Consider the following 26816-nt stretch of genomic DNA (forward strand, 5'->3'; position numbering starts at 1 on the left):
GGAAACGAGTTCCCACATGCGCTTTCCGCCTGCCTTCCTCGACGAGATACGCGACCGCGTGCCGATTTCACAGCTTATCGGCCAGCGTGTGGCGTGGGACCGCAAGAAGACCAATGCGTCGCGCGGCGACTATTGGGCGTGCTGTCCGTTCCATGGCGAGAAGAGCCCGTCCTTCCACTGCGAGGACAAGAAGGGCCGCTACCACTGTTTCGGCTGCTCGGTCTCGGGCGACCATTTCAAGTTCCTGACCGAACTCGAAGGGCTGAGTTTTCCCGAGGCGGTCGAGAAGATCGCCGACATGGCCGGCGTGCCGATGCCGGTCCGTGATGAACGGGAGGAACAGCGCGAGAAGGAACGCGCCAGCCTGACCGACGTCATGGAGATGGCGACGGTTTTCTTCCAGGAACGTCTGCAGGGTCCTGAAGGGGCGAAGGCCCGCGCCTACCTGCGAGACCGTGGGCTGACGCCGGCGACGCAGCAGTCGTTCCGGCTCGGCTTCGCGCCCGACAGCCGCAATGCGCTCAAGGAGTATCTGGCGGCCCAGGGTGTGCCGAAAGCCGATATCGAGGCCTGCGGGCTGGTGCGCCATGGCGACGACATTCCGGTCTCCTATGACTGGTTCCGCGACCGCATCATGTTCCCGATCCCGGATTCGCGCGGCAAGATCATCGCCTTTGGCGGCCGCGCTCTGGCGCCAGACGCGCTCGCCAAATACATGAACTCGCCCGACACCGAGCTCTTCCACAAGGGCAATGTGCTCTACAATTTCGCCCGCGCCCGCAAGGCCTTGGCGAAAGGCGGCACAGTCATCGCCGTCGAAGGCTATATGGACGTGATCGCGCTGGCGCAGGCCGGTTTCGAGAATGTCGTGGCGCCGCTCGGCACCGCGCTCACCGAAAACCAGCTCGAATTGTTGTGGCGCATGGCGCCAGAGCCGATGCTGTGCTTCGACGGCGACAAGGCCGGGCTGAAGGCGGCATGGCGGGCAGCCGACATGGCGCTGCCGTCAGTGCAGGCCGGACGCTCGGCGCGCTTCGCGCTACTGCCGGAAGGCAAGGACCCCGACGATCTGGTCAAGGCCGAGGGGCCGGACGCCTTCCGCGCCGTGCTGGCCGCTGCGCGGCCTCTGGTCGACCTGTTGTGGATGCGCGAGACGGCGGGCGGCGTCTTCGACACGCCGGAGCGGCGGGCTGAACTCGAGAAGACGCTGCGCGAACTGACCAGCCGCATCCGCGACGAAAGCCTGCGCTACCACTACCAGCAGGAGATGCGCGAGCGGGTGCTGAGCTTCTTCGGCTCGCAGCGCAGTGCGCGGCAAGGTCGTCAGGATGGCGGCCGGCCCGGTCAACGCGGCCAGGGCAAGCCCGCACCCGGCGGCCAATTCGCCAAGGCCGGTGGCGGCCGCATGCCGATCACCGAAAGCCTCGGCCAGTCGGCGCTGGTCAGGCGCGGCGAGGGGATGTCGGTGCGCGAGGCGACGATCATCGTGGCATTGGTCAACCATCCGGCTCTGATCGACGAGAATTTCGCCCATGTCGAGTTCCTCGACCTCGCCAATTCCGACCTGACGCGGCTGCACGCCGCCATTCTCGACGCGATGGCGCATGACATGGCCAATGACCGCCACGCCGTGGTGGCGACGATCGAACGCGCCGGCTGCGCCGAGATCTGGGAGCGCGCGGTCGGCCTGATCAAGCGGGCGCGGCAATGGCCGGCGCTGGAGACGGCGGCCCTCGAGGATGCCCGCGACGCCCTGAACCAGGCGTTGCACTTGCAGCGCAGCGCGCGCACCTTACATAAGGAACTGAAACAGGCGGAAGCGGCCCTCGAAGCGGATCCTTCGGACGAAAACTTCCGCCATCTGATCGAAATTCAGGCGCAATTTCAGGATGTACAAGCGACGGAAGCGCTGATCGAAGGATTCGGCGTTTCGTCGGGCAGGGCTGGGCGAGCCTAAGTGCACTGAGTGCGGGAATGAAGGCGCGGTCACGGTTCCCTTGGGGGCGAGGCGCGCTAAGTCGGGTAATTGATTCGCTTTTTTCATGCGAATCATGCCAGAGGCGCTTGACCTTCGGACAGAATGGCGGAATCAGGACGATTCGAAACGTTAACCCGCACTCGCATCGACGGGAAACAAGCGATGCAAGGTACTTGATCACTGGACAGGCGGCTCGCCTGCCACAGATATCAGGGTTAATCTGGACTTAATGTATGCCGCCCAAGAGTGGAACCCGGTTTTGGGGCAACGGCATGCACCAAACAAAAGAGTGGATGCAGTTCATGGGCCGGGTAAAGCGCGTTTTAGGGAAACGGGCGTATCCGATTTGACTGGTCCGACAGCTTACGCGGCCGCGATGGCCGGCCGCTAGGAGAAGATAAAGACTATGGCGACAAAGGAAAAGGAAGAGGTCGAGACCGAACGCGAAGGCGCCACCGATGGGCCCTTGCTCGACCTTTCCGATGATGCTGTCAAGAAGATGATCAAGGCCGCCAAGAAGCGCGGCTATGTCACCATGGACGAGCTGAATTCGGTGCTGCCTTCCGAGGAAGTGACCTCCGAGCAGATCGAGGACACGATGGCGATGCTGTCCGACATGGGCATCAACGTCGTCGAGGATGACGAGCAGGGCGAAGAGGCCGAGGCGGGCGACACAGCGGCGGACGCCGAGGAAGACGCCAACGAGCTGGCCGAGCAGACCGGCACCGCCGTCGCCGCCACCACGACCAAGAAAGAGCCGACCGACCGCACCGACGATCCGGTGCGCATGTATCTGCGCGAAATGGGTTCGGTCGAGCTTCTGTCGCGCGAAGGCGAAATCGCCATCGCCAAGCGCATCGAGGCCGGCCGCGAGACGATGATCGCGGGCCTGTGCGAAAGCCCGCTGACCTTCCAGGCCATTATCATCTGGCGCGACGAACTCAACGAATCCAAGATCCTTCTGCGCGAGATCATCGATCTCGAAGCCACCTATGCCGGCCCCGAAGCCAAGCAGGCCCCCGTGGTCGAACGCATCGAGGAAGCGCCCAAGGCCGAGGAAAAGCCGCGCCGCGGACGCGACGATGAAGACGACGTCACCAATGTCGGCGCCGATACGCGCGGCATCGGCGATGACGACGAGGAAGACGAGGACGAGGCGAGCCTGTCGCTGGCGGCGATGGAAGCGGAACTCCGCCCGCAGGTGATGGAGACGCTCGACGTCATCGCAGACACCTACAAGAAGCTGCGCAAGCTGCAGGACCAGCAGGTCGAGAACCGTCTGGCCGCTGCCGGTACGCTGTCGCCCAGCCAGGACCGCCGGCTGAAGGAACTGAAGGACCAGCTGATCAAGGCGGTGAAGTCGCTGTCGCTCAACACGGCGCGCATCGAGGCGCTGGTCGAGCAACTTTACGACATCAACAAGCGCCTGGTGCAGAACGAGGGCAAGCTTTTGCGCCTCGCCGAAAGCTATGGCGTGCGCCGCGAGGAGTTCCTGAAGGAATATCAGGGCTCCGAACTCGACCCGAACTGGACGCGCTCGATCGCCAATCTGACCTCGCGCGGCTGGAAGGAATTCACCAAGAACGAGAAGGATGCGATCAAGGACCTGCGCGCCGAGATCCAGCACCTGGCCACCGAAACGGCGATCTCGATCCTGGAATTCCGCAAGATCGTCAACCAGGTGCAGAAGGGCGAGCGCGAAGCCGCGATCGCCAAGAAGGAAATGGTCGAGGCCAATCTGCGCCTCGTCATCTCCATCGCCAAGAAGTACACCAATCGCGGCCTGCAGTTCCTCGACCTGATCCAGGAAGGCAATATCGGCCTGATGAAGGCGGTCGACAAATTCGAATACCGCCGCGGCTACAAGTTCTCGACCTACGCGACATGGTGGATCCGGCAGGCGATCACGCGTTCGATCGCCGACCAGGCGCGCACCATCCGCATTCCGGTGCACATGATCGAGACGATCAACAAGATCGTGCGCACCTCGCGCCAGATGCTGCACGAGATCGGCCGCGAGCCGACGCCGGAAGAACTGGCCGAAAAGCTCGCCATGCCGCTCGAAAAAGTGCGCAAGGTCTTGAAGATCGCCAAGGAGCCGATCTCGCTCGAAACGCCTGTCGGCGACGAGGAGGATTCGCATCTGGGCGACTTCATTGAGGACAAGATGGCGATCCTGCCGATCGACGCGGCGATCCAGGCCAATCTGCGCGAGACCACCACGCGCGTTCTGGCCTCGCTGACGCCGCGCGAGGAGCGCGTGCTCAGAATGCGCTTCGGCATCGGCATGAACACCGACCACACGCTGGAAGAAGTCGGCCAGCAGTTCTCGGTCACCCGCGAGCGTATCCGCCAGATCGAAGCCAAGGCGCTGCGCAAGCTCAAGCATCCGAGCCGCAGCCGCAAGCTGCGCAGCTTCCTGGACAGCTGAGCTTAGCTTGCATGGAGAAGACAACGGAGAGGCGACTGCCCCGCAGCCGTCTCCACCGGTTGATTTTTTTCAGTGTGGCTGGCCTTACGATTCACGGGTGGGTTCTAGTTACGGCCATGCGTTTCGGCCATTCATTTGTGCCGTCGCAAGCTTATGTAAGCCATCACGATATAGCCGCGAAATCGGTAGCGATGGCGGTTACCTGTTTGGCGTTCCTTTTTTTCTGCCGAAAGTTTGTGAAGGACTTTCAGGCCTCGGACATATCGACCAAAACCTTTCTTGTTTCCGTCTTCGGCGTTCTCGTGATGCCCTTCTTCGCCTGGATTATTGTCCGCGCAACAGTCCTGACAGTATACCCGCTTTGGCGGGCTGCACTGGTGGGCCAGGATATGCAACTCGAGTTTTCAGTTGGCGATACGGCGGGCTCGTCATTCCGTTGCCCCAATAAAGTCGATCTGGCGGGCATGCCAATTCTGACCGGCACTCTATGCGGTGTCCCGGGCGATTTTCAAAAAACACTTCATCAGGGCAGTCGGGTGGTTTTGACCGGGCGCGGCACGGCGGACGGGCTTTTTGCGGCGGCAATTGATGTTGTTCACTAACTGCAATTTCCGTGGGGATTGTCAGTTATAGCGGCACGTTCAGCCGTGTTCCCTCGACGATGATCCCGCCGCGGTCGCCGATCTCGATCGAGCCATAACGCTGTCGGAAGCAATCGGGCAGCGGACGATCGCCTGGAATCGACAGCCACAGGCGCAGCATATGGCGCCGCTTGTCGGGTTCCGGCCAATCGCGAAAACCCATGCGGTCGTGAAGCAGCGGATGATTGTAGACGAACTGCATGTCGCCGGGCCGCAGCCGCATCGACAGGTTCAACTGGGGATCATTGGCAAGGCTGTCGAAGAGATCAAGCGCCTCGACATGTGCGGCGCTCAGCCGCATGGCGTCCGGGAAGCGCTGGGCGCTGTCGATGTACTGGCGCTGATAGATGCCGGTCAGAAGTCCGGCATGCCAGTTGAGCACCGGGATTTCGAAATAGGGCTTTTGCCCTTCCGGTATTTCGCCCCGCCGGTCGGTGGCGATCGGATCAAACAGCAGACGGACCAGGTCGGGCCGCATTTTGCGCATCTCGTTGTAGATCGTCACCGTGCTGACCAGCAGCGACTCGCCGCCTTGCATGGCGTCTTGCAGGCAGAGCAGGCCGACGACATCGGCGGAATCGGTGTGGAATGTCTGGCGCTCCGCCGTCTGGTAGATCCGCGTCTTAGTGTCCCTGGCGTCGGCGCCTATGTCGCGGACATGGCCGAGTATGTGGCCTTGGCATTCTGGGATCGCGCGCTACCCAGATGGGCGCCAACCCCGCAGAAGATCGTTGCGGCCATCTCGGCTGAATATCTTTCGACCGGGAAACCGCGCAGCACCTCGAACCCGATGCCTGCGATCAGTTTTTCCCGAAGGGCGGCAAGATGGCCGCCCAGACGAGGCAAGGGGAAATCCGCCTTGGTCACGCCGCCGATATCATGCGAGCTGGCAAGGAAGCTGGTTGCTGCAGCTTCCAACTCCGCCACGTCTTGCGGCTCCAACTCGACCAGCCATGTCTCGGGATGCTTCGCTATATCCTCGCCGATCCACGCGGCGGGAATGTCGATCTGTGCCGGTGGCAGGTGTGTTGTTTCGTGCATGAAGCCCTCCGGCGGCTGGACCGGCTTCGGACGTTTTGCCGGGCTGACGCCACGACGGAGATTGCCGCAATCAAGCGGGTTTTCAAACAGGCTTCAACTGGCCGCGCTCACTCTGCAATGGGTGCCAGCGCGGTAGTGCTTGCGGGACGTTGGCAGCGGGAGGATAATTCGACGTCGGATGCATTTTTCGGGCGACAACCCCGGAAGCCCGCCCCGGTCGAGGCCGTGTCGACAGACCCAGGCCTGAGTGCCGTGCTCCGTGGCCCCGGAGGGAGGTGTGCCATGACAAGCTACATCGTGCTGATGAACTGGACGGAGCAGGGCGCCAAAAATGTGCGCGAGTCACCGAAGCGGCTCGATGCCGCCAGGAAGCAACTTGGCGAAATGGGCGGATCGTTCAAGGCGTTCTACCTGACCATGGGTGAATACGACATGGTGGCGGTGGTCGAGGCGCCCGACGACGCGATCCTGGCGCGTTTCTCGCTGATGCTGGCGGCGGCCGGCAACATCAGGACGCGGACGATGAAGGCCTTTCCCGAATTCGCCTATCGCGAGATCATCACCTCACTTGGATAATGAGGTTTTCCGACGGCCGGATCAGGTGCCGCCTCAACGGCACCTGATCCGGCGTTCCGTTAAATTTGACAGCTGCCTCGGGACAGGGCGCCTCGCCGTGGTAGACATGGGGCCGAGGAGAGATCGCATGAACAATTTTTTGATACTGGCCGTCGGTCTGGCCTTGATGTCGTTGATGCCCGTCGATGCCGGCGCCACGCAAAAACCGGTCGGCATGGCCAATCCGGCATCGGTCCATTGCGGTGCGATCGGCGGCCGCTTTGTGGTCAGGAAGGACAAGGCCGGCAACGAATACGGTTTTTGCCGCCTGCCCAATGGACGCCTGTGCGAGGAATGGGCGCTGTTTCGCGACAACAAATGCGTCGGGCCGAAGGCCGCGATGCATGCCAAGTGAATGATTGCAGGGCCACGCCTTTGCTGACCGTCTGGTACAACACGCGCTGCCCGGTCTGCGATGCCGGCATCAGCCGGCAGAAGCGGCGGCTGATCGAGGCGGTCAAGGCCGGTCGGATCGAATTTCGCGACATCAATCTGGAGCCGGATGCGCTGTCGTCGCATGGCGCCTCGCTGGAGGATATCCGCCGCCGGTTGCACGCGACCGATGCCAAGGGTGGATTGCTGGTTGGCGCCGATGTGGCGATCGCGGTCTGGCTGGTAGCGCCGGGCGAGGGCTGGCTGGCGAGCCTGTTCGGCAATCGGCTCATGCTGCCGCTGACCCGCCTTGCCTATGATCACTTCGCCGATCTGCTCTACGGCTGGAATCGGCGCAAGGGCCACTGGTAGCCTCCCTCCATTCACACACTATCCAACCCAGCCGGGCCTGACGCGTCGATGCCATGGATATCGCTTGGCTCATGACCAGATACATCGTAAGATATATCTTGACTCAGCGATTTGGTTTGCCTAATTAAGATACATCGTAAGATAGAACTCAAGGAGCAATCAAATGCACAGACACAATCATTCCGACCATCATCGTTTCGGCGAGCGCATGTTCATGCACATGGCCGGCAAGTTCGGTGGCAGAGGGGGCGGCGGCTTCGGTCCGTTCGGGGGCAGGGGCGGCGGGCGCGGCGGCCCGGGCGACTTCTTTCGCGCCGGGCGGATGCTTGCCGATGGGGACCTCAAGCTGATCACGCTGTCGCTGCTGGCCGAGGCGCCGCGCCATGGCTACGACATCATCAAGGCGCTGGAGGAGCGCACCAGCGGCATCTACAGCCCGAGCCCTGGCGTGGTCTACCCGACGCTGACCTTCCTGGAAGAGGCCGGCTATGCCGTGTCTTCGAGCGAAGGCAACAAGAAGGTGTTTTCGATTACCGAGGCCGGGCAGGCGCATCTGGCCGACAACCGCGAGATGATCGACGGCGTGCTCGAACATCTCGAGCGCTTCGGCCGCAAGATGGCCAAGGCGCGCGACTGGTTCGGCTGGAGCGACGACGGCGAGGACCGTCGTGGCGGCCGTGGCGGTCGTGGCGAACGCTCGGAAACGCGTGACGAATTCCGCGCCATCCGCCACCGGCTGCGCGCGGCGCTCGGCGACATCGTCGATGCCCCTGCCGAAAAGCAGGCCGAGGCGATCGCCATTCTCGAAGCCGCCGCCGAAGCGCTGGAAGCGCTGACACATCGCTGAGCTAGCAAGACCGGATCTTGCCAGTTGGGCGCAAGGCACAAAAAGCCCGGGGAGACCCGGGCTTTTCTCGTCAGCGGCGATGGCGATTATTCCTTGCCGACATATTCGCTGATCAGCTTTTCGTTGCGCGCCTTTTCGATCTTGGCGGTGGTCTCGGCCGAGATGCGCTCGTCCGTGCGATACTTGACCAGGTTCACCAGGCTGCCGGTGAGCAGCAGGATGCCCATGCCCCAGTAGCCCTTGGTCGACAGGTCGACGGGCGCCAGCCACAGCGATAGGCCAAGCATGAAGTAGGCGGCGCCGACCGAGACGGTGTTGAACATGATGTAGGTCTGATTGCTGTTCATTGTCGTGTTCCTTTGATTGGATCGAAGTTGGGTTTGATGTGGTCAGGTCCGAGATATTCAGTTGACGGTCTTCAGGCGTTCCAGCACGTCCCTGGCGCGCACCTTCACCGCCGGACCGTGCCCGGCGTCGGCAAGGCGGTCGCGGATCCCGTCGTGACGCAGCTCGCCGTCGATCTCGTCGAGAATGCCGGCTTCCTCGAACGGATCGCTGGCTCCCTTGATGCGGGCCAAAAGCTCCTCGGCGTCGTTGAGGCTCGCCGAATGACCGATCGACCTGACGAGACGCGACTGCGCCTTGCGCTCGGCATCGATGGCCCGTGCCGAGATCATGCCCTGGTTGAGGTCGATGATGCGGCGGTGCGCCCGCTCCACCGAAACGCGCATCCGCAAAGTCTTTTCGCCTAGGCTCTGCACCGTGGCGCGGCGGACCTCGCGTTCATTCTCCAGTTCGGCGATGGCTGCGGCACCGCTTTCGGCAAGCCCGTTGTTGCCGGCGGCCAGTGCGCTGACCGTGCGTGTCTCCAGGTCGGCGTGGCGGCGGTCGAGATGGTCGAGGCCGGCCTGCTCGGCACGCTGGCGCACGATCAGTGAGGCAAGCGTCTGCTTGGCGGCGGCAAGTCCCGCCTCGGCGTCGCGGATGCGCTGCGCCAGAAGGTCGATGGCGAAGCGATCCTTCAGGCCGTCCTCGACCCGTGCGCTGGCGCCGTCGAGCAATGTTCTGATCAGGCTAAGCATGGTTCTTCTCCCTTCGAAGTTTCCGTGAACAATGTTCACGAAGCCAACGTAACAGGAAATGAACATTGTTCAAGAGCTTTTTTGAACGCTGTTCACGATGCCTGGTCTATGGTAAACGAAGCGGCATCGGGGCCGGAAACAGCAGGCCATCCACAAGGCGCGCTCATTCAGAAGGAAAAGCATGGCACTGGACAAGGAAGAGGCGGGCGAGCGGGTGCTGGCCATTGCCGAGACGCTGCTCAACGAAGGCGGCATGGACAATCTGAAGGCCAGGACCATCGCCGAACAGGCGGGCATCTCGGTCGGCTCGGTCTACAATCTGTTTTCCGATCTCGACGGTGTGCACCGCGCCGTCAACATGCGGCTGCTCGACCGGCTGGGTGTCGCAGGGGCGGCGGCGATGGCCGATCTTGGCAGGCGTGGCATCACCGACGTGCGCCAACGGCTGATGGCACTGGCCGGCGCCTATGTGCGCTTCGTCGAGGCGCATCCCGGCAGCTGGCCGGCGCTGCTTGCCTTCAACAGGCGGCGTCCGGTGCTGACCGAGCCCGATGTCTATGAGGCGCGGCTCGACCAGTTGTTCGAGATCATCGCCAGTGTCCTTGCCGATGGCGGCTTCGACCTCGACGAGGACACGCGTCGGATCGCCGCGCGAACCCTCTGGTCAAGCGTGCATGGCATCGTCACCAGCGGTTATGCGGCCAGGTCCGTGCGTCGGCAGGCCGACGAGATCGACCAGCAGATCGCGCTCCTCGTCTCCGTCTTCATCAGGGGGCTGGAACGCGGCGGCACATTCGCGCATGCTGGGAAAACAACGTCGTGAATCGCACACCGACGGCGATCGAAAGCGACAAGGAGATTTGAGCGATGTCTTTTCTGAAACGTCTTTTCGGCGGCGGTGGCGGCGAAGCGGCCGAGCCTGCAAGTGCCGCGCCCGCCAAGCAGGTCGAACACAAGGGGTTCACGATCAGCGCCACGCCCTACAAGACCGAGGGTCAGTACCAGACCTGCGGCGTCGTCTCCAAGGAGGTTGACGGCGTGGTGAAGGAGCACAAGTTCATCCGCGCCGACCGCTTCGCCGGGCTGGACGATGCCGTCGACATCTCGATCAAGAAGGGCATCCAGCTCGTCGACGAGCAGGGCGAGCGGATTTTCGGGTAGGGCTGGCCGCTCCCGAAAGAGCGCGGATGCGTGTGAGACAGACCAACCCCTCGAGCACTCCGTCTGAAGCGCTCGAGGTCCCTATATCAGCCGGTGTGCCGTCAGGAGGGGTATCATCCGCGCTTTTGGATGACGCCGTAGAGCACGTTGCGGTTCTCGCCGAAGTACACCTGCGCCTCGACGGTGTTGCGGTCGACGCTGGCGTTGATGATGTTCCACATGTCGACCTCCGACCGCAGCAGCAGCACCCAGTCCATGAACGTTTCCCGATAGCCGGCGTCAGGAGTGCCCTCGGCGTAATTCGCAAACAGGAAAGTGCCGTTCGGCTTCAGCATCTGCAGGCATGTCTTGGTGAGCTTCACGGCGACATTGTGCTGGAGGTAGTCGTAAAGGCCCGAGGCATAGATAAGATCGAACTTGCCAAGCTTGTGGCTCCTGGTGAGCACGGTGCGTACCGAGCCGTCGATGGCCTCGACCGCGGTGCCCTGGAAGTCGCGCGCGATCAGTCCGACGCTCTGGGGGTCCTGGTCGAGCGCGACCCAGCGCTTGAGACGGCCCTCGGCCAACGCTGCCGAACGGTTCGCTTCGCGCAGATGGCCGGCCGCGATGGCCAGAACTTCGGTTTCCGGCCCATTTGTGGCCGCGGTTTCATCGACATAGCGGGTCAGCAGATCGCGGCGTTCCCGTGCCGCGACGCATGACGGAACGTTCTGGGTGTGGCTGTAGAGCGCCTTGCCGATCTCCGAGGCGTTTGCCACGCTCTCGGCCACGTGCGGGTCACAATAGATGTAGTCGAGCAACTGCGCGTCGCCGGAATACCCCCTGGGCTTGGTGAAGGACCAATGCGTCAGCGGATCCTCGAGAAAGTACTTCTGGAGCGGGTGGTTCTGCGCCAGCGGTATCAAGGCCTGCCACACGTCGGGATGGACCTTGGCACGCAGCGCGTTGAGGAGCGACAGCAGGCGGCGAACGATCTCGGCGGGAAATTTTTGCTGCTCGACCTGCTGCTGTGTCGCCTGGAGGATGAGCGCCAGCTCCGCGCGAGCGGTTTCAAACGCTTCGCCGTGATGCTCGGGCTTTCCGCGACGGAGACCGCCGGCGATCGCCTCCGCGGTAATCAGACTCTTGCCGTCAAAGACAGTTTGCACACCAAAGCTCCATAGTTAACAGTCAGTTAACTTATTGCTTAGAATACTCGATTTGCCAATGTCGGCTCGCGGGCATTTTATCGGTATGATTAATTTCCCGCTAACCATGTCAATTCTTTGGGGTTTTTAAGGAGGGGATTCCGGGTTCGAGTTAACGGAAACTTGTCCTGCATCATTGCATTTGATTGCGCGGCAAGACGTGTCGCGCCCAAGGAGTCGGTCTGCGTTGGGGGCAGAAGCTGCAAAAGAATTCGGAACGCGAAATGCCCTTCAGCCGGGATTCGTCGTGAACGAACGCTCGTCATCCAGAGTGGCTGATGCGGTGGATTCGGAACCGCACGATCCACGCCAGGAAACGGGGGCGGCTGAACTTCGCATCCTTTACCGGACGGAAGCCCAGGCCAAGCGAAGGAAGGAGGCCAGGCCGGGCCTTTGGATCGCCGTCGTCATCTACATCTTGTTTTCGGCATCCGATCTGCTGCTGATACCGGATGTGGCCGCCCTTACGATCACGGCCCGCTTCGCTGTCGGACTGACCGCACTGTTGGTGCTGGAAGCACAGCTTCGCCGGGGAGTCGCCACGGACTGGCTTGACGTAACCTGCGCCGGTGCCATCATCTTCGGCTATCTCGGCTGGCTTTGCCCTGCCTCCATGGGCGCGAACAAGGAAAGCGTTGCCTATTACATGGTCTTCGGCACCATTTTCATGATGAGTGCCAATCTTTTCTTCACGTTCCGGTTCAAAGTGTCGATCATAACGTCGACCATAATTTTGTGCATCTTGTATGTGGTGAACTACTTTCTACCGGCGTCGCTGACATACAAAATGGTATTCGGCACTTTCTACGTTTCGTGCTTCACGTTCACGTCCTATGTGAACTGGAAGCTGAACGAAGAGCGCTACAACGTCTTCCTCAACGCGCTGGAAGCCAAGATCCAGCACAATGAGGCCACCGAGCGCGGCAAGGCCCTGCTCAGGCTGTCGCGGACGGATCCGCTTACAGGCCTGGAGAACCGGCGCGCGATCGACGAGAAACTGCGCGACTACTGGAATGACTGGCAAAAGCTTGGCCATGGTTTTGCGGCGATCCTCATCGACGTCGACTTCTTCAAGAAGTTCAACGACTGCTATGGCCATCAGGAAGGCGACCGTTGCCTGATCCAGGTCGCCGAAGCGCTCAGCGATCTGATCAAACAATATGACGGCTCCATCGGCCGCTATGGCGGTGAGGAATTCATCGTCCTGGCCCGCATGGGCAGGAAAGACCAGGTCGCCGATCTCGCGGAAGCCATTTGCCGCACGGTCGAGAACCTGGCGATCGCGCACGAGTTGCGGCGGGACGGCATCGCGATCGTGACGGCGAGCGTGGGCGCCGCATTCACCAGGAAGCAGACCGCCGCCAAGCTGGAGAAGATCATCCACGAGGCCGATCGAGCGCTCTATCTGGCAAAAGCCAGCGGCCGAAACTGTGTCCGGCTGTTCGATCCGACCGATCCCCAGAGCAGCGACGAGAGCGAGAACCTGGCGGCTTTGCTGAAGATCGCGATCGGCCAGGATCTCGTTTCGCTCGTCTATCAGCCCATCCAGGACGTCGCGTCCGGCAGGCTCGAGGCGGTGGAGGCGCTGATGCGCCTCAAGATGCTGGACGGCACCCTGGTTCCGCCGAGCCTGTTCATTCCCGTCGCGGAGCGAACCGGCGCCATCCTCGAGCTCGGGCGTTGGGCAATAAGGACCGTGTGCGCCGAACTCCTGGCGCAGGATCACGTGCGCGTCGTCAGCGTCAACGTCTCGCCGATCCAGCTCAAGACGCCCGGCTTCGCGACATCGGTCGCGACCATTCTGGGCGAGACCGGCGTAACCGGCAACAGGCTGGCCTTCGAGATCACCGAGGGGCTGGAGATGGAGATGCACTCCGACATCCTGCGCTGCATCAGCGACCTGAAGCTGCTCGGGATCAGGATCTGGCTCGATGATTTCGGGACGGGCTTCGCCGGCCTTTCGTGGCTTCGTCTCATCGATTTCGATACGGTCAAGATCGACCGCTCGTTTCTCCACGACTGCGGGACCCCCAAGGGCATGGCGATGCTGCAGGACATCATCGCGCTGGTCAGAAATCGCGGCCACAAAATCCTGGTCGAAGGCGTGGAGACCGAAGAGCAGATGCTCCTCATGCGCCAGTTCGGCATAGACAAGGTCCAGGGCTTTCATGTCGGCCGCCCGGCTCCGGCCGCGATTTTCCAGGCCAAACGGGCCGTTCAAAAACGGCCGTTCACGGTCCTCAAGTCGGCGTGACGCCGAAGCAGGCGGTGCTTGACGGGCCATTGGCCCGTTAAGCCCGTTTTTTTCTGGCCACGATTGCCGTGCCTATGCCGTCTGCAACGCCCTGCGTGGCAGCGGCGGGAAGGCGATGGCTATGCCCGCGGCGCCCAGACCGATGAGAGCCGAGCCGAGGAACAGCCAATGGTAGCTGGCATAGGCGTCGAAGATCATGCCGCCGGCAAGCGGCCCCAGCGCCATGCCGAGGCTCGAGAGCATGGTGGCGGCGCCGAACACGGTGCCAAGGATGCGCTGGCCGAAATATTCACGCGCCAACACCGCGTAGAGCGGCATGACGCCGCCATAGGTGGCGCCGAAGATGACGGCCAGCATATAGAACTGGTCGAGCTGGCTGATCGAGAGATAGGCGGCAATGACGATCGCCTGGATCGCCAGCCCAGCGATCAGCACCGGCTTGACGCCCAGCCTGTCGGCCAGCACGCCGTAGAGCAGCCTGCCGCCGAGCCCAGCGAGACCCTCGACACTGTAGATCGAGACCGCCGCCATCGGGGCGACGCCGCACAGCATGGCGTAGCTGACCATGTGAAAGATCGGGCCGGAATGGGCAGCGCAGCAGGCGAAGAAGGTCAGCCCCAGCACGATGAATTGCGGCGAGCGCAGCGCCTGCCCGACCGTCAGGCTGGCGCCTTCGGCGACTGGCGCCGCGGTCGCATCGGAGGCGGCGGGTTTTGGCGGCTGGCGCACCAGAAGGACGGCGGGCAGCAGGAGCACCCAGGCCAGGAGGCCGATGTCGAACATGGCGGTGCGCCATTCATAGGCCGAAATCAGCCAGCGGGCCAAGGGCGAGATCGTCATCGGCGCCACGCCTATGCCGGCCGAGACCAGCGATACCGCCAACCCGCGATTGGTGTCGAACCAGCCTGAGGTCAGCGCGATCATGGGCGCGAAGAAGGCGCTGGCCGCGAGCCCGACGAGCACGCCATAGGTGATCTGGAAGGTGAGGAGCGAACCGGCGCGGCTTGCCAGCACCAGCGCCAGCCCGAGCAGCACGGCACCGATCGTCACGACGATGCGGGCGCCGAACCGGTCGGACAGGGCGCCCCAGGCGAATCCGCCGAGGCCCATCACCAGGAAGTTGAGCGTCATGGCGCTCGAAATGCCCGCGCGCGACCAGTTGGTATCGAGCGCCATGGGTTCGAGGAAGATCGCCAGCGAGAACATGGTGCCGATGGCGACGCAGGACATCAGCGCGCCAGCCGCGACGATGACCCAACGGTAGGAAAGGTTCATGGTTTTCTCCCATGCCGGAACGCAGTCTTGAGGCGGCACGGTCCAGCTTCGCCGTGCCCTTGCGTCCGTAGGACGCCGGCATCGGCGTCCATCCTACAATCCGGTTGCATTTTTTATCCAGTCTGGACGCCCGGTTTTCCAGCGGTGCCTCGAAATGCTGACTCCCTGGATTTGTGCCTCCATTTTCAATCGGGCTTTCGTGTCCAAACTGCTGCATTCCTGGCCTGTCCTAGATCGGCAGTTCCGACGTGTATTTGATCGTCTGGCTCGGCACGTCGGTCTTGACGTTCTGCACGCCCTTGATGCGGCTGAGATGTTCCGACTGGAAGCGGCGGTAGTCGTCGATGCCGGCCGCCACCACGCGCACCATGGCGTCGCAGTCGCCCAGCATGAGATAGCACTCCATCACTTGCGGCAGCTTGGCGACCTCGGTGGCGAAATGTTCGATCGTGTCCTCGTCCTGCGCCTTCAGCCAGATGCGGGTGAAGAAGGTGAGGCCCTTGCCGATGCTGGCCGGATTGATCACGGCGACATAGCGGTCGATGATGCCGGCTTCCTCCAGCAGCTTGACACGCCGCAGGCAAGGCGAGGGCGACAGGCCGACCTCACTGGCCAGATCATTGTTGGCCATGCGGCCGTCGCGCTGCAACGCCCGCAGGATGCGCTTGTCGATGTCGTCGAGTTTCATGGTGTTGAATTCCACGTTCCTGGCAGTATGTGACAGTGAATGCCAAAATTGGCCGAAAAACAACAATCTTCGCAACCAAATTGCGGAGAAGTGTGGGTATGTTTTGCTCCTGACACCACGAAATTTCAAACGCAGGGCAGGGCGGCTGTGAGGCTGGCCTATGGCAGACCATGAGCATTTCCCAGGCAGTCGAAGCCGCCGGCAATGGTTCGCAATCCGAGTTCCGCCGTGGTGTGACGTCCTGCGCGCCGGTGCTGGTCGGCACCATTCCCTACGCACTGGTGCTCGGCGCCCAGGCCACGCAGAAAGGGCTGAGCACGGTCGAGTTATCGATGATGACCGGGCTGAACTTCGCCGGCGGCTCGGAATTCGCGGCGATCCAGCTGTGGACGTCCCCGCCGCATATCCTCCTCATCGTCGCCATCACTTTCCTGGTCAACAGCCGTCATTTGCTGATGGGAGCGGCGCTGGCGCCGTTCCTGCGCGAACTGCCGCGGCGCAAGGTTTTCCCGGCGCTGTTCCTCATGTGCGACGAAAGCTGGGCGCTGGGCCTGGCCGATGCTAAGCAGCGCGCCGCCGCGGGCATCGGCCCGGCCTTCAGCCCGCGCTACTATATGGGCGCCGCGCTGGCGATGTATCTCACCTGGGTGGCTTTCACCTCGCTCGGCGCCTTGCTCGGCCCGATGCTGGGCGATGTCGGGACCTATGGTTTCGACATGGCGTTTCCGGCCGTCTTCCTGGTGCTGATGCGCGGCATGTGGAAGAGCGTGGCGGCGGCGCGGCCCTGGCTGGTCAGCCTGGTCGTCGCGGCCCTTGTCTATCTCTTCATTCCCGGCGCCTGGTATGTCGCGGCGGGTGCGGTGTCGGGGCTGCTTGCTGCCTGGTTGATGGCAGGTGATGCATGATCGACATGACAACCCTTTTCACCATCGTGCTGATGGCCGGCGTCACCTATCTCACACGGATCGGCGGCTATGTCGTGCTGCGCAACCGTGTGCTGAGCGCGCGGGCAACCGCGGTGATGGAGGCGGCACCCGGCTGCGTGCTGATCTCGGTCATCGCGCCGGCCTTCGTGTCGCGCAATCCCGCCGACCTTCTGGCGCTGGCCATCACCCTCATCGCCGCGACGCGGCTTTCCATGCTGCCGACCGTGCTGATCGGCGTCGCTTCGGCGGGCCTGCTCAGGCATTTCATTGGCTAAAATGAAAAAGGCAGGCGCGAACGCCTGCCTTTCGAGTTCAGTTGATCGAGAGCCTTACGCGGCAGCGGCGGCAACCTGTTGGCTGGCGACCACGGCATCGACCTTGGCGGTCGCCTTGGCGAGCGCCGCGGTGACCGCGTCGGGGCCCATGCCGACGCCCTCGATGCGGATGACATCGACATCGGTCATGCCGAGGAAGCCGAGCACGCCGCGCAGATAGGGAATGGCGTGATCGAACTGCACGGCCGCGCCCTCGGAATAGATGCCGCCCGAAGCCAGCACAATATAGACCTTCTTGCCGGTGACGAGGCCCTTGGGGCCGTTCTCGCCATAGGCAAAGCTTCGGCCGGAGCGGGCGATGTGGTCGACCCAGGACTTCAGCGTCGAGGAGATGTTGAAGTTGATGAAGCCGGTGGCAAGGATCACCGTGTCGGCGGCGAACAACTCGTCGAGCACGACGTCGGAAACGCCCACCACTTCGGCCTGGCGCGGGGTGCGCGCTTCAACCGGGGTGTAGATGCCGGTCGCATAGTCGCTATCGATATGCGGCAGCGGGTTGGCGACGAGGTCGCGCACGACCAGCGTGTTCGACGGGTCGGCGGCGAGAAGCTTCTGGGCGAACTCGGTGGCGATGTGGGTCGAGTGCGAGGCAGCGCCGCGCGGGCTCGAGGTAACAAGAAGAATGGACATAGCAGGTCTCTCCAGTGGATGAATTGTCCCGCTCCATATGGGGCTATCGATCCATCCGATAAACTGGTATATTTCTATATGATCCATCTACCGAATGGATGGGATGATGCAGCCGAACCCGACCCTCGACCAGCTCCAGATCCTTGTGGCCGTTGCCGACACCGGCAGTTTCTCGGCCGCCGGCCGCAAGCTCAACCGGGCGCAATCCGTCATCAGCTACGGCATCGCCAATCTCGAGGCGCAGCTTGGGCTGAAGCTGTTCGAACGCGAGGGCACGCGCGAGCCGCAACTGACCGAGATCGGCCGGGCCATGCTGGAAGACGCGCGGCGCATGGTGAGCGTGCTGCAGCGCATCCGTTCGCGCGCCGACGGCCACCATCATGGGCTGGAGGCCGAGGTGGCGCTGGCGGTCGACGTGGCATTGCCTTCACCCGTGCTGGTGCGGGTGCTGAAGGCGTTCGAGAAGCAGTTCCCGACCGTGACGCTGCGCCTGCATATCGGCACGCTCGGCCTCATTCCCGATCTCGTCGTCAGCGGCCAGGCGGATCTCGGCATTGGCGGCCTGCTGGGCGATGTCGACGTGCATCTCGTTCGCATCGGCTTCATGTCGCTGGTGCCGGCGGCCGCACCCAGCCATCCACTGGCGCTGCTGCCGAAGCCGGTGGCGCTGGAGGATGTGCGCGAGCACACGCAGCTCGTCGTCATTGACCAGTCCGAGCGCACCAAGGGGCGCGACTACGGCGTCTTCGCCTACCGCACCTGGCGACTGACCGATATGCGCACCAAGCACATATTGATGCGCGAGGGGCTGGGCTGGGGCGGGCTGCCGCGCTGGCTGATCGCCGACGATCTGGCCAGTGGCCGCCTGGTGGAACTTGATCTCGAGCCCTACAAGGAAACGAGCTCGCCCTTGTTTGCCATGCACCGCAACGACCGCAGCCCGAAGCCAGCGGCCGCCTGGCTGATCGACCGGTTCAAGCGCGGACTCGGCTGCTTCAACGAGTTCGAGCCGGGCGAGGTGCCCGAGGACGAGCCGGAGACCCATGGTGCGGCGGGTTCCGGTATCTGACCTGGCAACTCGCAGGCCGAGCTTCCATGTCCAGCCGGGGACATCATGGGATCAACGTCACCCCGGAAACCACGATCTGCGCCGTGCGGGCGGTCAATTTCCCGCGCTTGCGTAGCGTCGGTTTTTCATAGTCTTTTTCATGTGTCGATCCCGAATGTGAGCCTCGAGGGAATGGGTGAGCCCTGACATAACGAGATTGGAGGGTTCCGGTTGCGTCGTCATTCCATCCTCTGCCGCGGAGGGAGGGAGCGATTCAAATTAGATTGCATTCAAACTCTATCCTTGTTATAGATGTCGAACGAAATCTAATTGGAGAGCAGGAATGCGAGTCAGCCGCACACAGGCGGAAGCAAATCGCGACGCGGTGATCAACGCGGCGAGCCGGCTTTTTCGAGAGCACGGCTTTGACGGCATCGGGCTGAAGGATCTGATGAAGGGTGCCGGGCTGACCCAAGGCGCCTTTTACAAGCAGTTCGACTCCAAGGAGGATCTGGCAGCGCAGGCATCGAGGCGAGCGATGGAACACGCGACGCGCAGATGGTCGGCTGTTGCCGCCGGAAGCCCCGACCCCCTTGAAGCCCTTATCGGGCTCTACCTTTCAGCAGGACATCGCGAAGAGAAGAGCGACGGTTGTCCGATCGTGGCGCTTGGTTCGGACGCGGCGCGCCAAGGCAAGGAGGTCAGGGCGCCATTCCAGGATGGGATCGCAGCTCACCTCGAGGTTCTCGACGAACTGATACCGGCGGCGGAAGGTCCAAAAACCCATCGCAAGGCCATGGCGATGCTGTCGCTGATGGTGGGTGCCGTGACGATCTCCCGCATCCTTGGAGATGAAGAGATGTCGCAGCGTTTTCTCGATGCCGCCGCCGGCGAAGTTAGGCGAATTGCGGCCGCGCAAGGATAGAGGCGGTGATCGCGGCCGGGCGCCTGCGCTGCGCCATCACGCGAACGGATCAAGCAGAATGACAGCTGGAGTAGAAATGCGTCGGATCGTTATTACGGGCATGGGAGCAGTGAGCCCCCTTGGGACCAGCGTCGCGACTTCCTGGTCCCGGCTCCTGGCTGGCCGCTCGGGCATAAGGAGCCTGCCGGTCGAAATGGTGGGAGATCTGCCGGCGAAGGTCGGCGGAACGGTTCCCTCGTTGCAGGAAGACCCCGAAGCCGGCTTCGATCCAGACACCGTCCTGGCCCCGAAGGAACAGCGCAGGGCTGACCGCTTCATTGTCTTTGCACTGGCGGCGGCGGAAGAGGCACTGGCCCAGGCGCGGTGGAAGCCGGTCTCGGACGATGACAAGGCGCGCACCGCGACGATCATCGCTTCGGGGGTCGGAGGATTTCCCGCGATAACCGAAGCCGTGCGAACCGTCGACCAGCGCGGTGTTCGGCGCCTCTCACCGTTCACCGTGCCGTCTTTCCTGGTGAACATGGCGGCGGGACAAATTTCCATCCGACACGGGTTCAAGGGGCCGCTCGGCGCTCCGGTGACGGCCTGCGCGGCCGGCATTCAGGCGATCGGCGACGCGGCGCGTCTCATCCGCGCCAATGAGGCCGACATCGCGGTCTGCGGCGGAACGGAAGCCTGCATGAATGCGGTCAGCCTCGGCGGCTTTGCCGCGGCACGCTCCCTTTCGACCTCCTTCAATCACCGTCCGGATCAGGCCTCCCGTCCGTTCGACATGCTGCGTGACGGCTTCGTCATGGGCGAAGGAGCCGGAATCCTGGTCGTGGAGTCCTTGAGCCATGCGCTTGCGCGCGGCGCCAAGCCGCTGGCGGAGCTCGTCGGGTACGGCACGACGGCGGATGCTTATCACATCACATCCGGACCCGAGGATGGCGACGGTGCGCGGCGAGCCATGGAGATCGCGATCGCCCAAGCCGGCATTTCGGCACGGGAAGTCCGCCATCTCAACGCGCACGCGACCTCCACGCCGGTCGGCGACGCGGGAGAGATCGCGGCAATCAAAAGGGTCTTCGGCACGGATTTCGGCATAGCGGTCAGCGCAACGAAGTCGGCGACCGGACATCTGCTCGGAGCCGCCGGCGGGCTTGGAGCCATCTTCACGGTGCTGGCGCTCAGGGACCAGGTCGCGCCGCCGACCCTCAATCTGAGCGCCCCCGATCCCGCCGGCGACGGGATCGACTTCGTCGCAAACCAAGCCCGGCCAATGGAGATGGACTACGCGATCTCCAATGGCTTCGGCTTTGGCGGGGTTAACGCCAGTGCGTTGTTCCGGCGCTGGACCGACTAGCCAGCCGGTACGAGCACCGGAGCGGCCGGTGATTGAGCCGCTGACCGTGGACGACCAGCGGGCCACATTTCGAAACGCAACCTGGCTAAAGAAAGAATTTCCATGAACAAAACCAATCTCGGCGTCGCCCTGGTCACCGGGGCATCCTCCGGCATCGGGCACGCGACGGCCAAGGCCCTGCTCGAGGCGGGCTTTCGCGTGTTCGGAACCAGCCGTCGCGCGGCGGGCGAGAGGACCGACGGCGTCACCATGCTGACCTGCGACGTGACGGATGATGCGTCCGTGGCGAAACTGGTCGATGACGTTCTGGCCAAGGCCGGACGTATCGACCTGCTCGTCAACAATGCCGGGATGGGTCTGTTTGGCGGCGCGGAGGAGTCCTCGACCGCCCAGGCCCAGGCGCTGTTCGACGTGAACGTCTTCGGCGTGTTGCGCGTGACCAACGCGGTGTTGCCTGCAATGCGGCGCCAGGGAAAGGGCAGGATCGTCAATTTGAGTTCGGTACAAGGGTTCATCCCGGCTCCCTATTTCGCGCTTTACGCGTCGAGGCGACGCGCCCGAAGTGGTGGCGGCGACGGTGTTGAAAGCCGCCACAGAACCCGCTCCGAGGAGGCGCTACGCGGCGGGAAAGATGGCGCGCCAGGTCAGTCTCCTGCGCCGTTTCGTCCCCGCGACCGCATTCGACAAGAGCCTGCGAAAGCAGCTCGGGCTACCGGGCTGAGAGGGGCTTTGCTCGCGAACACCGACCTGATTGGGGACCAACTTCAGGCGCGCGACAGTCCGTCGATCAGCGCCGTCAGGACGGCGCGGTAGTCCTCGGCTGATGCGCCCGCCTCGATGGCGAGCGCCGCCCGATCGAAAGCCGAGCCGAGCAGGGCTGTCAGCGCCTCCGCCGGCAGCTTTGTCATCGATCGTGCGCGCATAGCCGCGACAAGGCCTTCGCGCAGCGAGCGATTGCCGTGTCGGTTGTCGATCGCGTCCATGGCGGCCCGGCCGAGCACGGCCGGGCCGTCGAGCAGCAAGAGCCGCGTGCGGCCGGACGCGCGCATGGCGGTGAGATAGGCTTTTGACCCGGCAATCAGCGCATCGCGGGGGCTGAGCGAAGGCGGTGAGGCGCGGTCGATCTCCTTCGCCACCGCCGCGGCTTCCTGTTCGACCACGGCGGCGAATAGCGCCTGCTTGTCGGCAAAGTGATGGTAGAGCGCGCCGCGCGTTACGCCGGCGGCGGCGACGATCTCCGGCGTGCCGGTCTCGGCATAGGACTTCTCCGTAAACAGTTTGCGCGCCGCCGCGATCAGGTCTGCGCGTGTCGCCTCGGTGCGGTCGCGGTTCGAGCGGCGTCCGGATTCCTGTTGCATACATGCAGCCTGTATGTTAATCGAATTTACATGCAGACTGTATGTTAATTGGCGGGAGAAGGAAAGATGAAGACGACAAGCTACTATCCGGTGCTGATGACCGGCGATGTCGCCGGCACAGCGGCCTTTTACGTCGAGCATTTCGGCTTCCGGCCCCTGTTTACGAGCGACTGGTACGTGCACCTGCGATCGGTGGACAACAGCAGAGTGAACCTCGGCATCGTCCAGGGCGACCACGAGACGATCCCGGAGGAGGGGCGAGGGCGGACCTCGGGCCTGCTGATCAATTTCGAGGTTCGGGATCCCGATGCGGTCTATGAGCGGATTCTTGCTGCCGGCCTGCCAGTCCTGCGCACGCTGCGCGACGAGCCCTTCGGCCAGCGCCACTTCATCACCAAAGATCCCAACGGAGTTCTGATCGACGTCATCAAGCCGATCCCGCCCAGCGAGGAGTTCCTGGCGCAGTATGCGGAAGGCGCGGCTGGGGCTTGAGCGGCCGCGTCAGCTCGCCCTGGCCACCGGCGTTACCACCACCTGGCTGACGCCGGTGCGGCGCACCACGGTGCACAGCGTCTCGCGGCCGATGCGCTCGGCGTCGAGCATGCGCACGAGGTCGTCGACGCCGGTGACCGGGCGCCCGTCAATGGCGGCGATGATGTCGCCTTCCTTGAGACCCGCCTTGGCTGCCGGGCCGTCCTTCTCGACGCTGCGCAGCCGCACGGCCGTGCTGGTCGACACTTGCGACAAGAGCGCTGCGCGGCGCGGCAAATTGACGGTGTCGGCGGAGATGCCGATGAAGGCGCGGCGCACGCGGCCGAAGCGGATGATCTCGGAGATGACGAACCTGGCGGTGTTGGAGGCGACGGCGAAGGCGATGCCTTGCGCGCCATGGATCATGGCGGTGTTGACGCCGATCACCTCGCCCGCCGACGACACCAGCGGCCCGCCGGAATTGCCGGGGTTGAGTGCCGCATCGGTCTGGATGACGTCGTCGATCAGCCTGCCGGTCGAAGCGCGCATCGAGCGGCCGAGCGCCGAAACGACGCCTGATGTGACGGTCCATTCGAAGCCCAGCGGATTGCCGATGGCAATCGCGATCTGGCCGCGCCGCAGCCGCTTGGAATCGCCGAGCGGCGCCACATCGGCGAAGCTGCCGTCGGCGCGCACCAGGGCGATGTCGGTGTCGGGGTCGCGGCCGAGCACGCGGCCCTCGCTGGAGGCGCCGTCCGGCATCGAGACGCGCACCGTCTTGGCGTCACCCACGACATGGAAATTGGTGACGACCAGCCCGTCCGGCGCGATGACGAAGCCCGAGCCATGGCCGCCCGGGCCGCCGATGCGCTCGATGCGGCAGACCGCCGGGCCGATGCGGTCGACGGCGTCCGCGACGGTCGTCGAATAGGCGTCAAGCAGCGTGTCATCGGCCAATATGTCATCGGCTTGGAATTTGGCGGCGGCGAGGGCCATGGGCGGGCTCCGTGTTTTCAGGCGCGGCGATGCGTTTCTTCCGTAGGTGCCGTTGTCCCAGAACCGCCGAGCACTTTCGGGCGACACGCACTATATGTGCGGAGCGGCCGGAACCGCCGCGACCTGACCAGATGGCCAGTCGAACCAGCAACTAGCCGTCAGGCGAGTACCTCTAGGCGCACTGCCGAGCGATATCTGGGGCACGAGAGAACCCAGGAGATCATCATGAGCGACTTCAATCTGAATGCATTTTCCGAGGCCATCGCCGATCTGGCCGCCGAGGCCGCCCCCGCAACGGCGAGCTTCACCACCCATCACCACCGCACGGCCAGTGCCTTCCATTGGAGCGACGGTTATTTCGTCACCGCCGAGGAAGCCGTCGAGGCCGGCGAGGAGATCGAACTGACGCTGGCCTCCGGCGAGACGGTGAAGGCCGAGCTGGTCGGCCGCGATCCTTCAACGGGCGTTGCCCTGCTGAAGCCCACGGATGCCGCCACCGCGCCTGTCCTTGCCAAGGCCGATGCCGTTCGGCCGGGCAACATCGCAATTGCCATCGGCAACAGCCAGGGTTCGGCACTGGCTGTGTCCGGCTCGGTCGGCGAGGTTGGTCCGGCCTGGCGCTCGATGCGCGGCGGCACCATCGACCGGCGCATCAATCTGGCCGTCGGCGCCGGCGGCCGCTTCGAGGGCGGCCCGGTGCTCGACGCCAAGGGCGCGCTGATCGGCATGCTGCTGTTCGGGCCGCGCGGGCGGGCGCTGGTCATGCCGTACGAGACGATCGAGCGGGCCGTCGCCACCTTGCGTGAAAAGGGCCATGTCGCGCGCGGCTATCTCGGCGCCGGCCTGCATCCGGTTCGCGACCGCGACGCGCATGGAGCAATGGTGATGAGCCTCGACGACGATGGCCCGGCCAAGGCCGCCGGTCTGTCGCTCGGCGACATCATCGTGGCGTGGAACGGCGAGGCCGTGCATGGTCCGCGCGACCTTATCCGCCGGCTCGGGCCCGACAGTGCCGGTGCTTCGGTGACGTTGGGTGTCGTGCGCGGCGGCGAGCAGCGCGACGTCGTGCTGACCATCGGCGAAAAGCCGCTGAGCTGAGAGGATCGATGGAAACACTCGCCCGCGACCGGATCGGGACCGACAGTGCGGCTTCGCGGCGGCTGGTGGTGCTGATTGCGCTTGCCGATGCCGGGCGCGCCGAGCGCCTGGCGGCATCGCTTGCCGCAAGCGATGACCTGCTGCCGGTGGTCGTTGGCGGCGGCAGGGCCGACGTTGCAGTCGTCGACGACAGGAGCGGTGATGCCGTGCCGGCCTCGGTGCCACGGGTGTTGCTCTCGGCACGTGCCAGCGCAGAGTGGCCTGCCGGCGAGGTGTTTGCCGTCATGCCCGCTGGCGCGGACGACCTGCTGATCGCCGCGGCGGCTCGATTGGCTGCGGCTGGCTACAGCATATCGGGCAATGGCCGCACGCCCGGACACCGCGAGGATTTCCACGCAGGCGAGCCGTTCGAGGATGAAATGTTGGACGAGCACGCCGCCCGGCCAGCGCTGTCGCCACGCGAGGCGGAAGTGCTGGCGCTGCTCGCCGAAGGGGCGCCCAACAAGGTGATCGCGCGGCGGCTCAACATTTCCGTGCACACGGCGAAGTTCCATGTCGCCGCGATCCTGATCAAGCTCGGGGCCGCCAATCGTACGGATGCCATCGCCATTGCGATGCGTCAGGGGCTGGTGCTGGTCTGATATTGCTCAGACGGCCGCTTCGATATCGGTCAGGCGGAAATCATCGCCCTTGAAAGGCAATGGCATGGCTTCGAGCCTTGCCGTGGCGTAGGCAATGCAGTCACCGAAATTCAGCGCCGCCGGGTGCCATCGGCCTCCGCAGCGTCACCATGGCTTCCCCTTGCAACCTCTTGTATCCCGCCGCGGCGCGGGCAAGGATCGCGCCGTCGAAAAGTTGCAGGGAGGCGAAGAAATGTCGCTCAAGGGAAAGACGCTGTTCATCTCCGGCGGGTCGCGCGGCATAGGGCTGGCGATCGCGCTGCGGGCCGCGCGCGACGGCGCCAATGTGACCATCGCGGCCAAGACCGCCGAGCCGCATCCCAAGCTGCCAGGCACGATTTACAGCGCGGCGCAAGAGATCGAGCAGGCGGGCGGCAAGGCACTGCCGGTGCTGTGCGACATTCGCGAGGGGGCGCAGGTCGCCGAGGCGGTCGCCAAGACCGTCGAAAGATTCGGCGGCATCGATATCTGCGTCAACAACGCCAGCGCCATACAACTCACAGGCACGTTGGAAACCGACATGAAGCGCTACGATCTGATGCACCAGATCAACACGCGCGGCACCTTCCTCGTGTCCAAAACGTGCATTCCGCACCTGAAGTTGGCTAAAAACCCTCACATCCTGAATCTGGCACCGCCGCTCGACATGAAGGCCAAATGGTTCAAGAACCACGTCGCCTACACCATGGCCAAGTTCGGCATGTCGATGTGCACGCTTGGCATGAGCGCGGAATTCGCCAGGGATGGCATCGCGGTCAATTCTCTATGGCCGATCTCGACCATCGACACGGCGGCGGTGCGCAATCTCCTGGGCGGGGCGACCGTGGCGGCGATGAGCCGCTCGCCCGACATCATGGCCGACGCCGCGCATGCGATCTTCATGCGGCCGTCGCGCGAGGCAACAGGCAATTTCTACATCGACGAGGAGGTGTTGCGCGCCGAGGGCACCAGCGATTTCTCGGTCTATGCGCCTGGCGCAACCGGACCGCTTGCCGGAGATTTCTTTGTGCCGGACGAGGTGTTTGCTAGGACAGACAGCAAGATCAGGAACATTTACTGA

The 26816-nt window shown here is 63.6% G+C and carries 29 protein-coding genes and 2 pseudogenes; 20 read left to right on the forward strand and 11 right to left on the reverse strand.

Translation table 11 applies throughout. The features are described 5' to 3' along the window. Positions 1 to 16: 16 nt before the first annotated feature. The 3 genes from dnaG to EJ077_RS07750 all read left to right on the forward strand — a co-directional run bounded on the left by dnaG (position 17) and on the right by EJ077_RS07750 (position 5011). A complete protein-coding gene (dnaG, locus tag EJ077_RS07740) occupies positions 17 to 1957 on the forward strand; it encodes a DNA primase (protein WP_208700936.1) in 1941 nt (646 codons plus the stop codon). Positions 1958 to 2384: 427 nt separating this feature from the next. Next, positions 2385 to 4409 carry an RNA polymerase sigma factor RpoD gene (gene rpoD / locus EJ077_RS07745; protein WP_127278332.1) on the forward strand — a complete coding sequence of 675 codons (2025 nt, stop codon included), beginning with the start codon at positions 2385 to 2387 and terminating at the stop codon, positions 4407 to 4409. A gap of 116 nt (positions 4410 to 4525) precedes the next feature. Then, positions 4526 to 5011 (forward strand): hypothetical protein, encoded by a 486-nt coding sequence (locus EJ077_RS07750; RefSeq protein ID WP_208700937.1) that lies wholly within the window; start codon positions 4526 to 4528, stop codon positions 5009 to 5011. Between the two features lie 25 nt (positions 5012 to 5036). On the opposite strand, the gene EJ077_RS31915 is transcribed toward EJ077_RS07750, so the two are convergent. Both EJ077_RS31915 and EJ077_RS31920 read right to left on the reverse strand, forming a co-directional pair. Continuing rightward, complete coding sequence (locus tag EJ077_RS31915; RefSeq protein ID WP_416859550.1) at positions 5037 to 5741, reverse strand: TauD/TfdA family dioxygenase; 705 nt, start codon at positions 5739 to 5741, stop codon at positions 5037 to 5039. Next, positions 5696 to 6091, reverse strand: a complete 396-nt coding sequence (locus EJ077_RS31920; RefSeq protein ID WP_245458665.1) for a hypothetical protein — start codon at positions 6089 to 6091, stop codon at positions 5696 to 5698. The genes EJ077_RS31915 and EJ077_RS31920 overlap by 46 nt, the downstream gene beginning before the upstream one ends. A gap of 282 nt (positions 6092 to 6373) precedes the next feature. On the opposite strand from EJ077_RS31920, the gene EJ077_RS07760 reads away from it, so the two are divergent. The 4 genes from EJ077_RS07760 (at position 6374) to EJ077_RS07775 (ending at position 8297) form a co-directional block, all read left to right on the forward strand. After that, positions 6374 to 6667 (forward strand): GYD domain-containing protein, encoded by a 294-nt coding sequence (locus EJ077_RS07760; RefSeq protein WP_027145767.1) that lies wholly within the window; start codon positions 6374 to 6376, stop codon positions 6665 to 6667. A 127-nt stretch (positions 6668 to 6794) separates the two neighbouring features. Continuing rightward, the gene (locus tag EJ077_RS07765) at positions 6795 to 7061 is read left to right on the forward strand and encodes a DUF333 domain-containing protein (protein ID WP_208700939.1); all 267 of its coding nucleotides are present in this window, start codon (positions 6795 to 6797) and stop codon (positions 7059 to 7061) included. A 20-nt stretch (positions 7062 to 7081) separates the two neighbouring features. Further along, positions 7082 to 7450 (forward strand): thiol-disulfide oxidoreductase DCC family protein, encoded by a 369-nt coding sequence (locus tag EJ077_RS07770; protein WP_208700941.1) that lies wholly within the window; start codon positions 7082 to 7084, stop codon positions 7448 to 7450. Between the two features lie 163 nt (positions 7451 to 7613). After that, positions 7614 to 8297, forward strand: a complete 684-nt coding sequence (locus EJ077_RS07775) for a PadR family transcriptional regulator (protein ID WP_208700943.1) — start codon at positions 7614 to 7616, stop codon at positions 8295 to 8297. Positions 8298 to 8383: 86 nt separating this feature from the next. On the opposite strand, the gene EJ077_RS07780 is transcribed toward EJ077_RS07775, so the two are convergent. Continuing rightward, the gene (locus EJ077_RS07780) at positions 8384 to 8644 is read right to left on the reverse strand and encodes a YiaA/YiaB family inner membrane protein (RefSeq protein WP_127280449.1); all 261 of its coding nucleotides are present in this window, start codon (positions 8642 to 8644) and stop codon (positions 8384 to 8386) included. Positions 8645 to 8701: 57 nt separating this feature from the next. After that, complete coding sequence (locus EJ077_RS07785) at positions 8702 to 9379, reverse strand: PspA/IM30 family protein (RefSeq protein WP_208700945.1); 678 nt, start codon at positions 9377 to 9379, stop codon at positions 8702 to 8704. A gap of 181 nt (positions 9380 to 9560) precedes the next feature. Between EJ077_RS07785 and EJ077_RS07790 the strand changes: the two genes are divergently transcribed. Further along, positions 9561 to 10202 (forward strand): TetR/AcrR family transcriptional regulator, encoded by a 642-nt coding sequence (locus EJ077_RS07790; RefSeq protein ID WP_135920897.1) that lies wholly within the window; start codon positions 9561 to 9563, stop codon positions 10200 to 10202. Between the two features lie 44 nt (positions 10203 to 10246). Then, positions 10247 to 10540, forward strand: coding sequence for an HlyU family transcriptional regulator (locus EJ077_RS07795; RefSeq protein ID WP_127278827.1), 294 nt, complete (start codon positions 10247 to 10249; stop codon positions 10538 to 10540). Between the two features lie 113 nt (positions 10541 to 10653). On the opposite strand, the gene EJ077_RS07800 is transcribed toward EJ077_RS07795, so the two are convergent. Continuing rightward, positions 10654 to 11688, reverse strand: coding sequence for a class I SAM-dependent methyltransferase (locus EJ077_RS07800; RefSeq protein WP_208700947.1), 1035 nt, complete (start codon positions 11686 to 11688; stop codon positions 10654 to 10656). A 322-nt stretch (positions 11689 to 12010) separates the two neighbouring features. On the opposite strand from EJ077_RS07800, the gene EJ077_RS07805 reads away from it, so the two are divergent. Continuing rightward, entirely contained in the window at positions 12011 to 13981 is a 1971-nt protein-coding gene (locus EJ077_RS07805; protein WP_245458666.1) for a putative bifunctional diguanylate cyclase/phosphodiesterase, read from the forward strand. Positions 13982 to 14053: 72 nt separating this feature from the next. Here the strand turns inward: EJ077_RS07805 and EJ077_RS07810 are convergent, their stop codons facing one another. Next, positions 14054 to 15256, reverse strand: coding sequence for an MFS transporter (locus EJ077_RS07810; protein ID WP_208700950.1), 1203 nt, complete (start codon positions 15254 to 15256; stop codon positions 14054 to 14056). A 229-nt stretch (positions 15257 to 15485) separates the two neighbouring features. Then, complete coding sequence (locus tag EJ077_RS07815; RefSeq protein ID WP_208700952.1) at positions 15486 to 15944, reverse strand: Lrp/AsnC family transcriptional regulator; 459 nt, start codon at positions 15942 to 15944, stop codon at positions 15486 to 15488. Between the two features lie 170 nt (positions 15945 to 16114). Between EJ077_RS07815 and EJ077_RS07820 the strand changes: the two genes are divergently transcribed. Together EJ077_RS07820 and EJ077_RS07825 are read left to right on the forward strand one after the other, a co-directional pair. Next, a complete protein-coding gene (locus EJ077_RS07820; protein ID WP_127870064.1) occupies positions 16115 to 16849 on the forward strand; it encodes an AzlC family ABC transporter permease in 735 nt (244 codons plus the stop codon). After that, positions 16846 to 17145, forward strand: coding sequence for an AzlD family protein (locus EJ077_RS07825; protein WP_208700954.1), 300 nt, complete (start codon positions 16846 to 16848; stop codon positions 17143 to 17145). Before EJ077_RS07820 ends, EJ077_RS07825 begins: the two co-directional genes overlap by 4 nt. Before the next feature lie 54 nt (positions 17146 to 17199). On the opposite strand, the gene EJ077_RS07830 is transcribed toward EJ077_RS07825, so the two are convergent. Further along, positions 17200 to 17835 carry an FMN-dependent NADH-azoreductase gene (locus EJ077_RS07830; RefSeq protein ID WP_208700956.1) on the reverse strand — a complete coding sequence of 212 codons (636 nt, stop codon included), beginning with the start codon at positions 17833 to 17835 and terminating at the stop codon, positions 17200 to 17202. A gap of 106 nt (positions 17836 to 17941) precedes the next feature. Here EJ077_RS07830 and EJ077_RS07835 point away from each other — a divergent pair, with 106 nt between their 5' ends. The 4 genes and pseudogenes from EJ077_RS07835 to EJ077_RS07850 all read left to right on the forward strand — a co-directional run bounded on the left by EJ077_RS07835 (position 17942) and on the right by EJ077_RS07850 (position 21874). Continuing rightward, on the forward strand, positions 17942 to 18904 hold the full coding sequence (locus EJ077_RS07835) for a LysR family transcriptional regulator (RefSeq protein WP_208700958.1): 963 nt from the start codon (positions 17942 to 17944) through the stop codon (positions 18902 to 18904). Between the two features lie 322 nt (positions 18905 to 19226). Continuing rightward, positions 19227 to 19808 carry a TetR/AcrR family transcriptional regulator gene (locus EJ077_RS07840; protein WP_208700960.1) on the forward strand — a complete coding sequence of 194 codons (582 nt, stop codon included), beginning with the start codon at positions 19227 to 19229 and terminating at the stop codon, positions 19806 to 19808. Positions 19809 to 19884: 76 nt separating this feature from the next. Next, entirely contained in the window at positions 19885 to 21153 is a 1269-nt protein-coding gene (fabF, locus tag EJ077_RS07845; RefSeq protein ID WP_208700962.1) for a beta-ketoacyl-ACP synthase II, read from the forward strand. A 102-nt stretch (positions 21154 to 21255) separates the two neighbouring features. Beyond that, positions 21256 to 21874 (forward strand): annotated as a pseudogene (locus EJ077_RS07850) (SDR family NAD(P)-dependent oxidoreductase). A 43-nt stretch (positions 21875 to 21917) separates the two neighbouring features. Here EJ077_RS07850 and EJ077_RS07855 read toward each other — a convergent pair. Then, complete coding sequence (locus tag EJ077_RS07855; protein WP_208700964.1) at positions 21918 to 22511, reverse strand: TetR/AcrR family transcriptional regulator; 594 nt, start codon at positions 22509 to 22511, stop codon at positions 21918 to 21920. Positions 22512 to 22577: 66 nt separating this feature from the next. Here EJ077_RS07855 and EJ077_RS07860 point away from each other — a divergent pair, with 66 nt between their 5' ends. After that, on the forward strand, positions 22578 to 23003 hold the full coding sequence (locus EJ077_RS07860; RefSeq protein ID WP_208700966.1) for a VOC family protein: 426 nt from the start codon (positions 22578 to 22580) through the stop codon (positions 23001 to 23003). A 9-nt stretch (positions 23004 to 23012) separates the two neighbouring features. Here the strand turns inward: EJ077_RS07860 and EJ077_RS07865 are convergent, their stop codons facing one another. Continuing rightward, complete coding sequence (locus tag EJ077_RS07865; protein WP_208700968.1) at positions 23013 to 23978, reverse strand: S1C family serine protease; 966 nt, start codon at positions 23976 to 23978, stop codon at positions 23013 to 23015. 225 nt (positions 23979 to 24203) lie between these two features. On the opposite strand from EJ077_RS07865, the gene EJ077_RS07870 reads away from it, so the two are divergent. Both EJ077_RS07870 and EJ077_RS07875 read left to right on the forward strand, forming a co-directional pair. After that, the gene (locus tag EJ077_RS07870; protein ID WP_208700970.1) at positions 24204 to 25076 is read left to right on the forward strand and encodes a S1C family serine protease; all 873 of its coding nucleotides are present in this window, start codon (positions 24204 to 24206) and stop codon (positions 25074 to 25076) included. Positions 25077 to 25084: 8 nt separating this feature from the next. Beyond that, positions 25085 to 25717, forward strand: coding sequence for a helix-turn-helix transcriptional regulator (locus EJ077_RS07875; RefSeq protein ID WP_208700972.1), 633 nt, complete (start codon positions 25085 to 25087; stop codon positions 25715 to 25717). A gap of 6 nt (positions 25718 to 25723) precedes the next feature. Here EJ077_RS07875 and EJ077_RS31925 read toward each other — a convergent pair. After that, positions 25724 to 25843, reverse strand: a pseudogene (locus tag EJ077_RS31925) (VapC toxin family PIN domain ribonuclease); the annotation flags it as partial. Positions 25844 to 25949: 106 nt separating this feature from the next. Between EJ077_RS31925 and EJ077_RS07880 the strand changes: the two are divergent. After that, a complete protein-coding gene (locus EJ077_RS07880; RefSeq protein ID WP_208700974.1) occupies positions 25950 to 26816 on the forward strand; it encodes an SDR family oxidoreductase in 867 nt (288 codons plus the stop codon).

This window comes from Mesorhizobium sp. M8A.F.Ca.ET.057.01.1.1 (assembly GCF_003952565.1).
Taxonomy (GTDB): Bacteria; Pseudomonadota; Alphaproteobacteria; order Rhizobiales; family Rhizobiaceae; genus Mesorhizobium.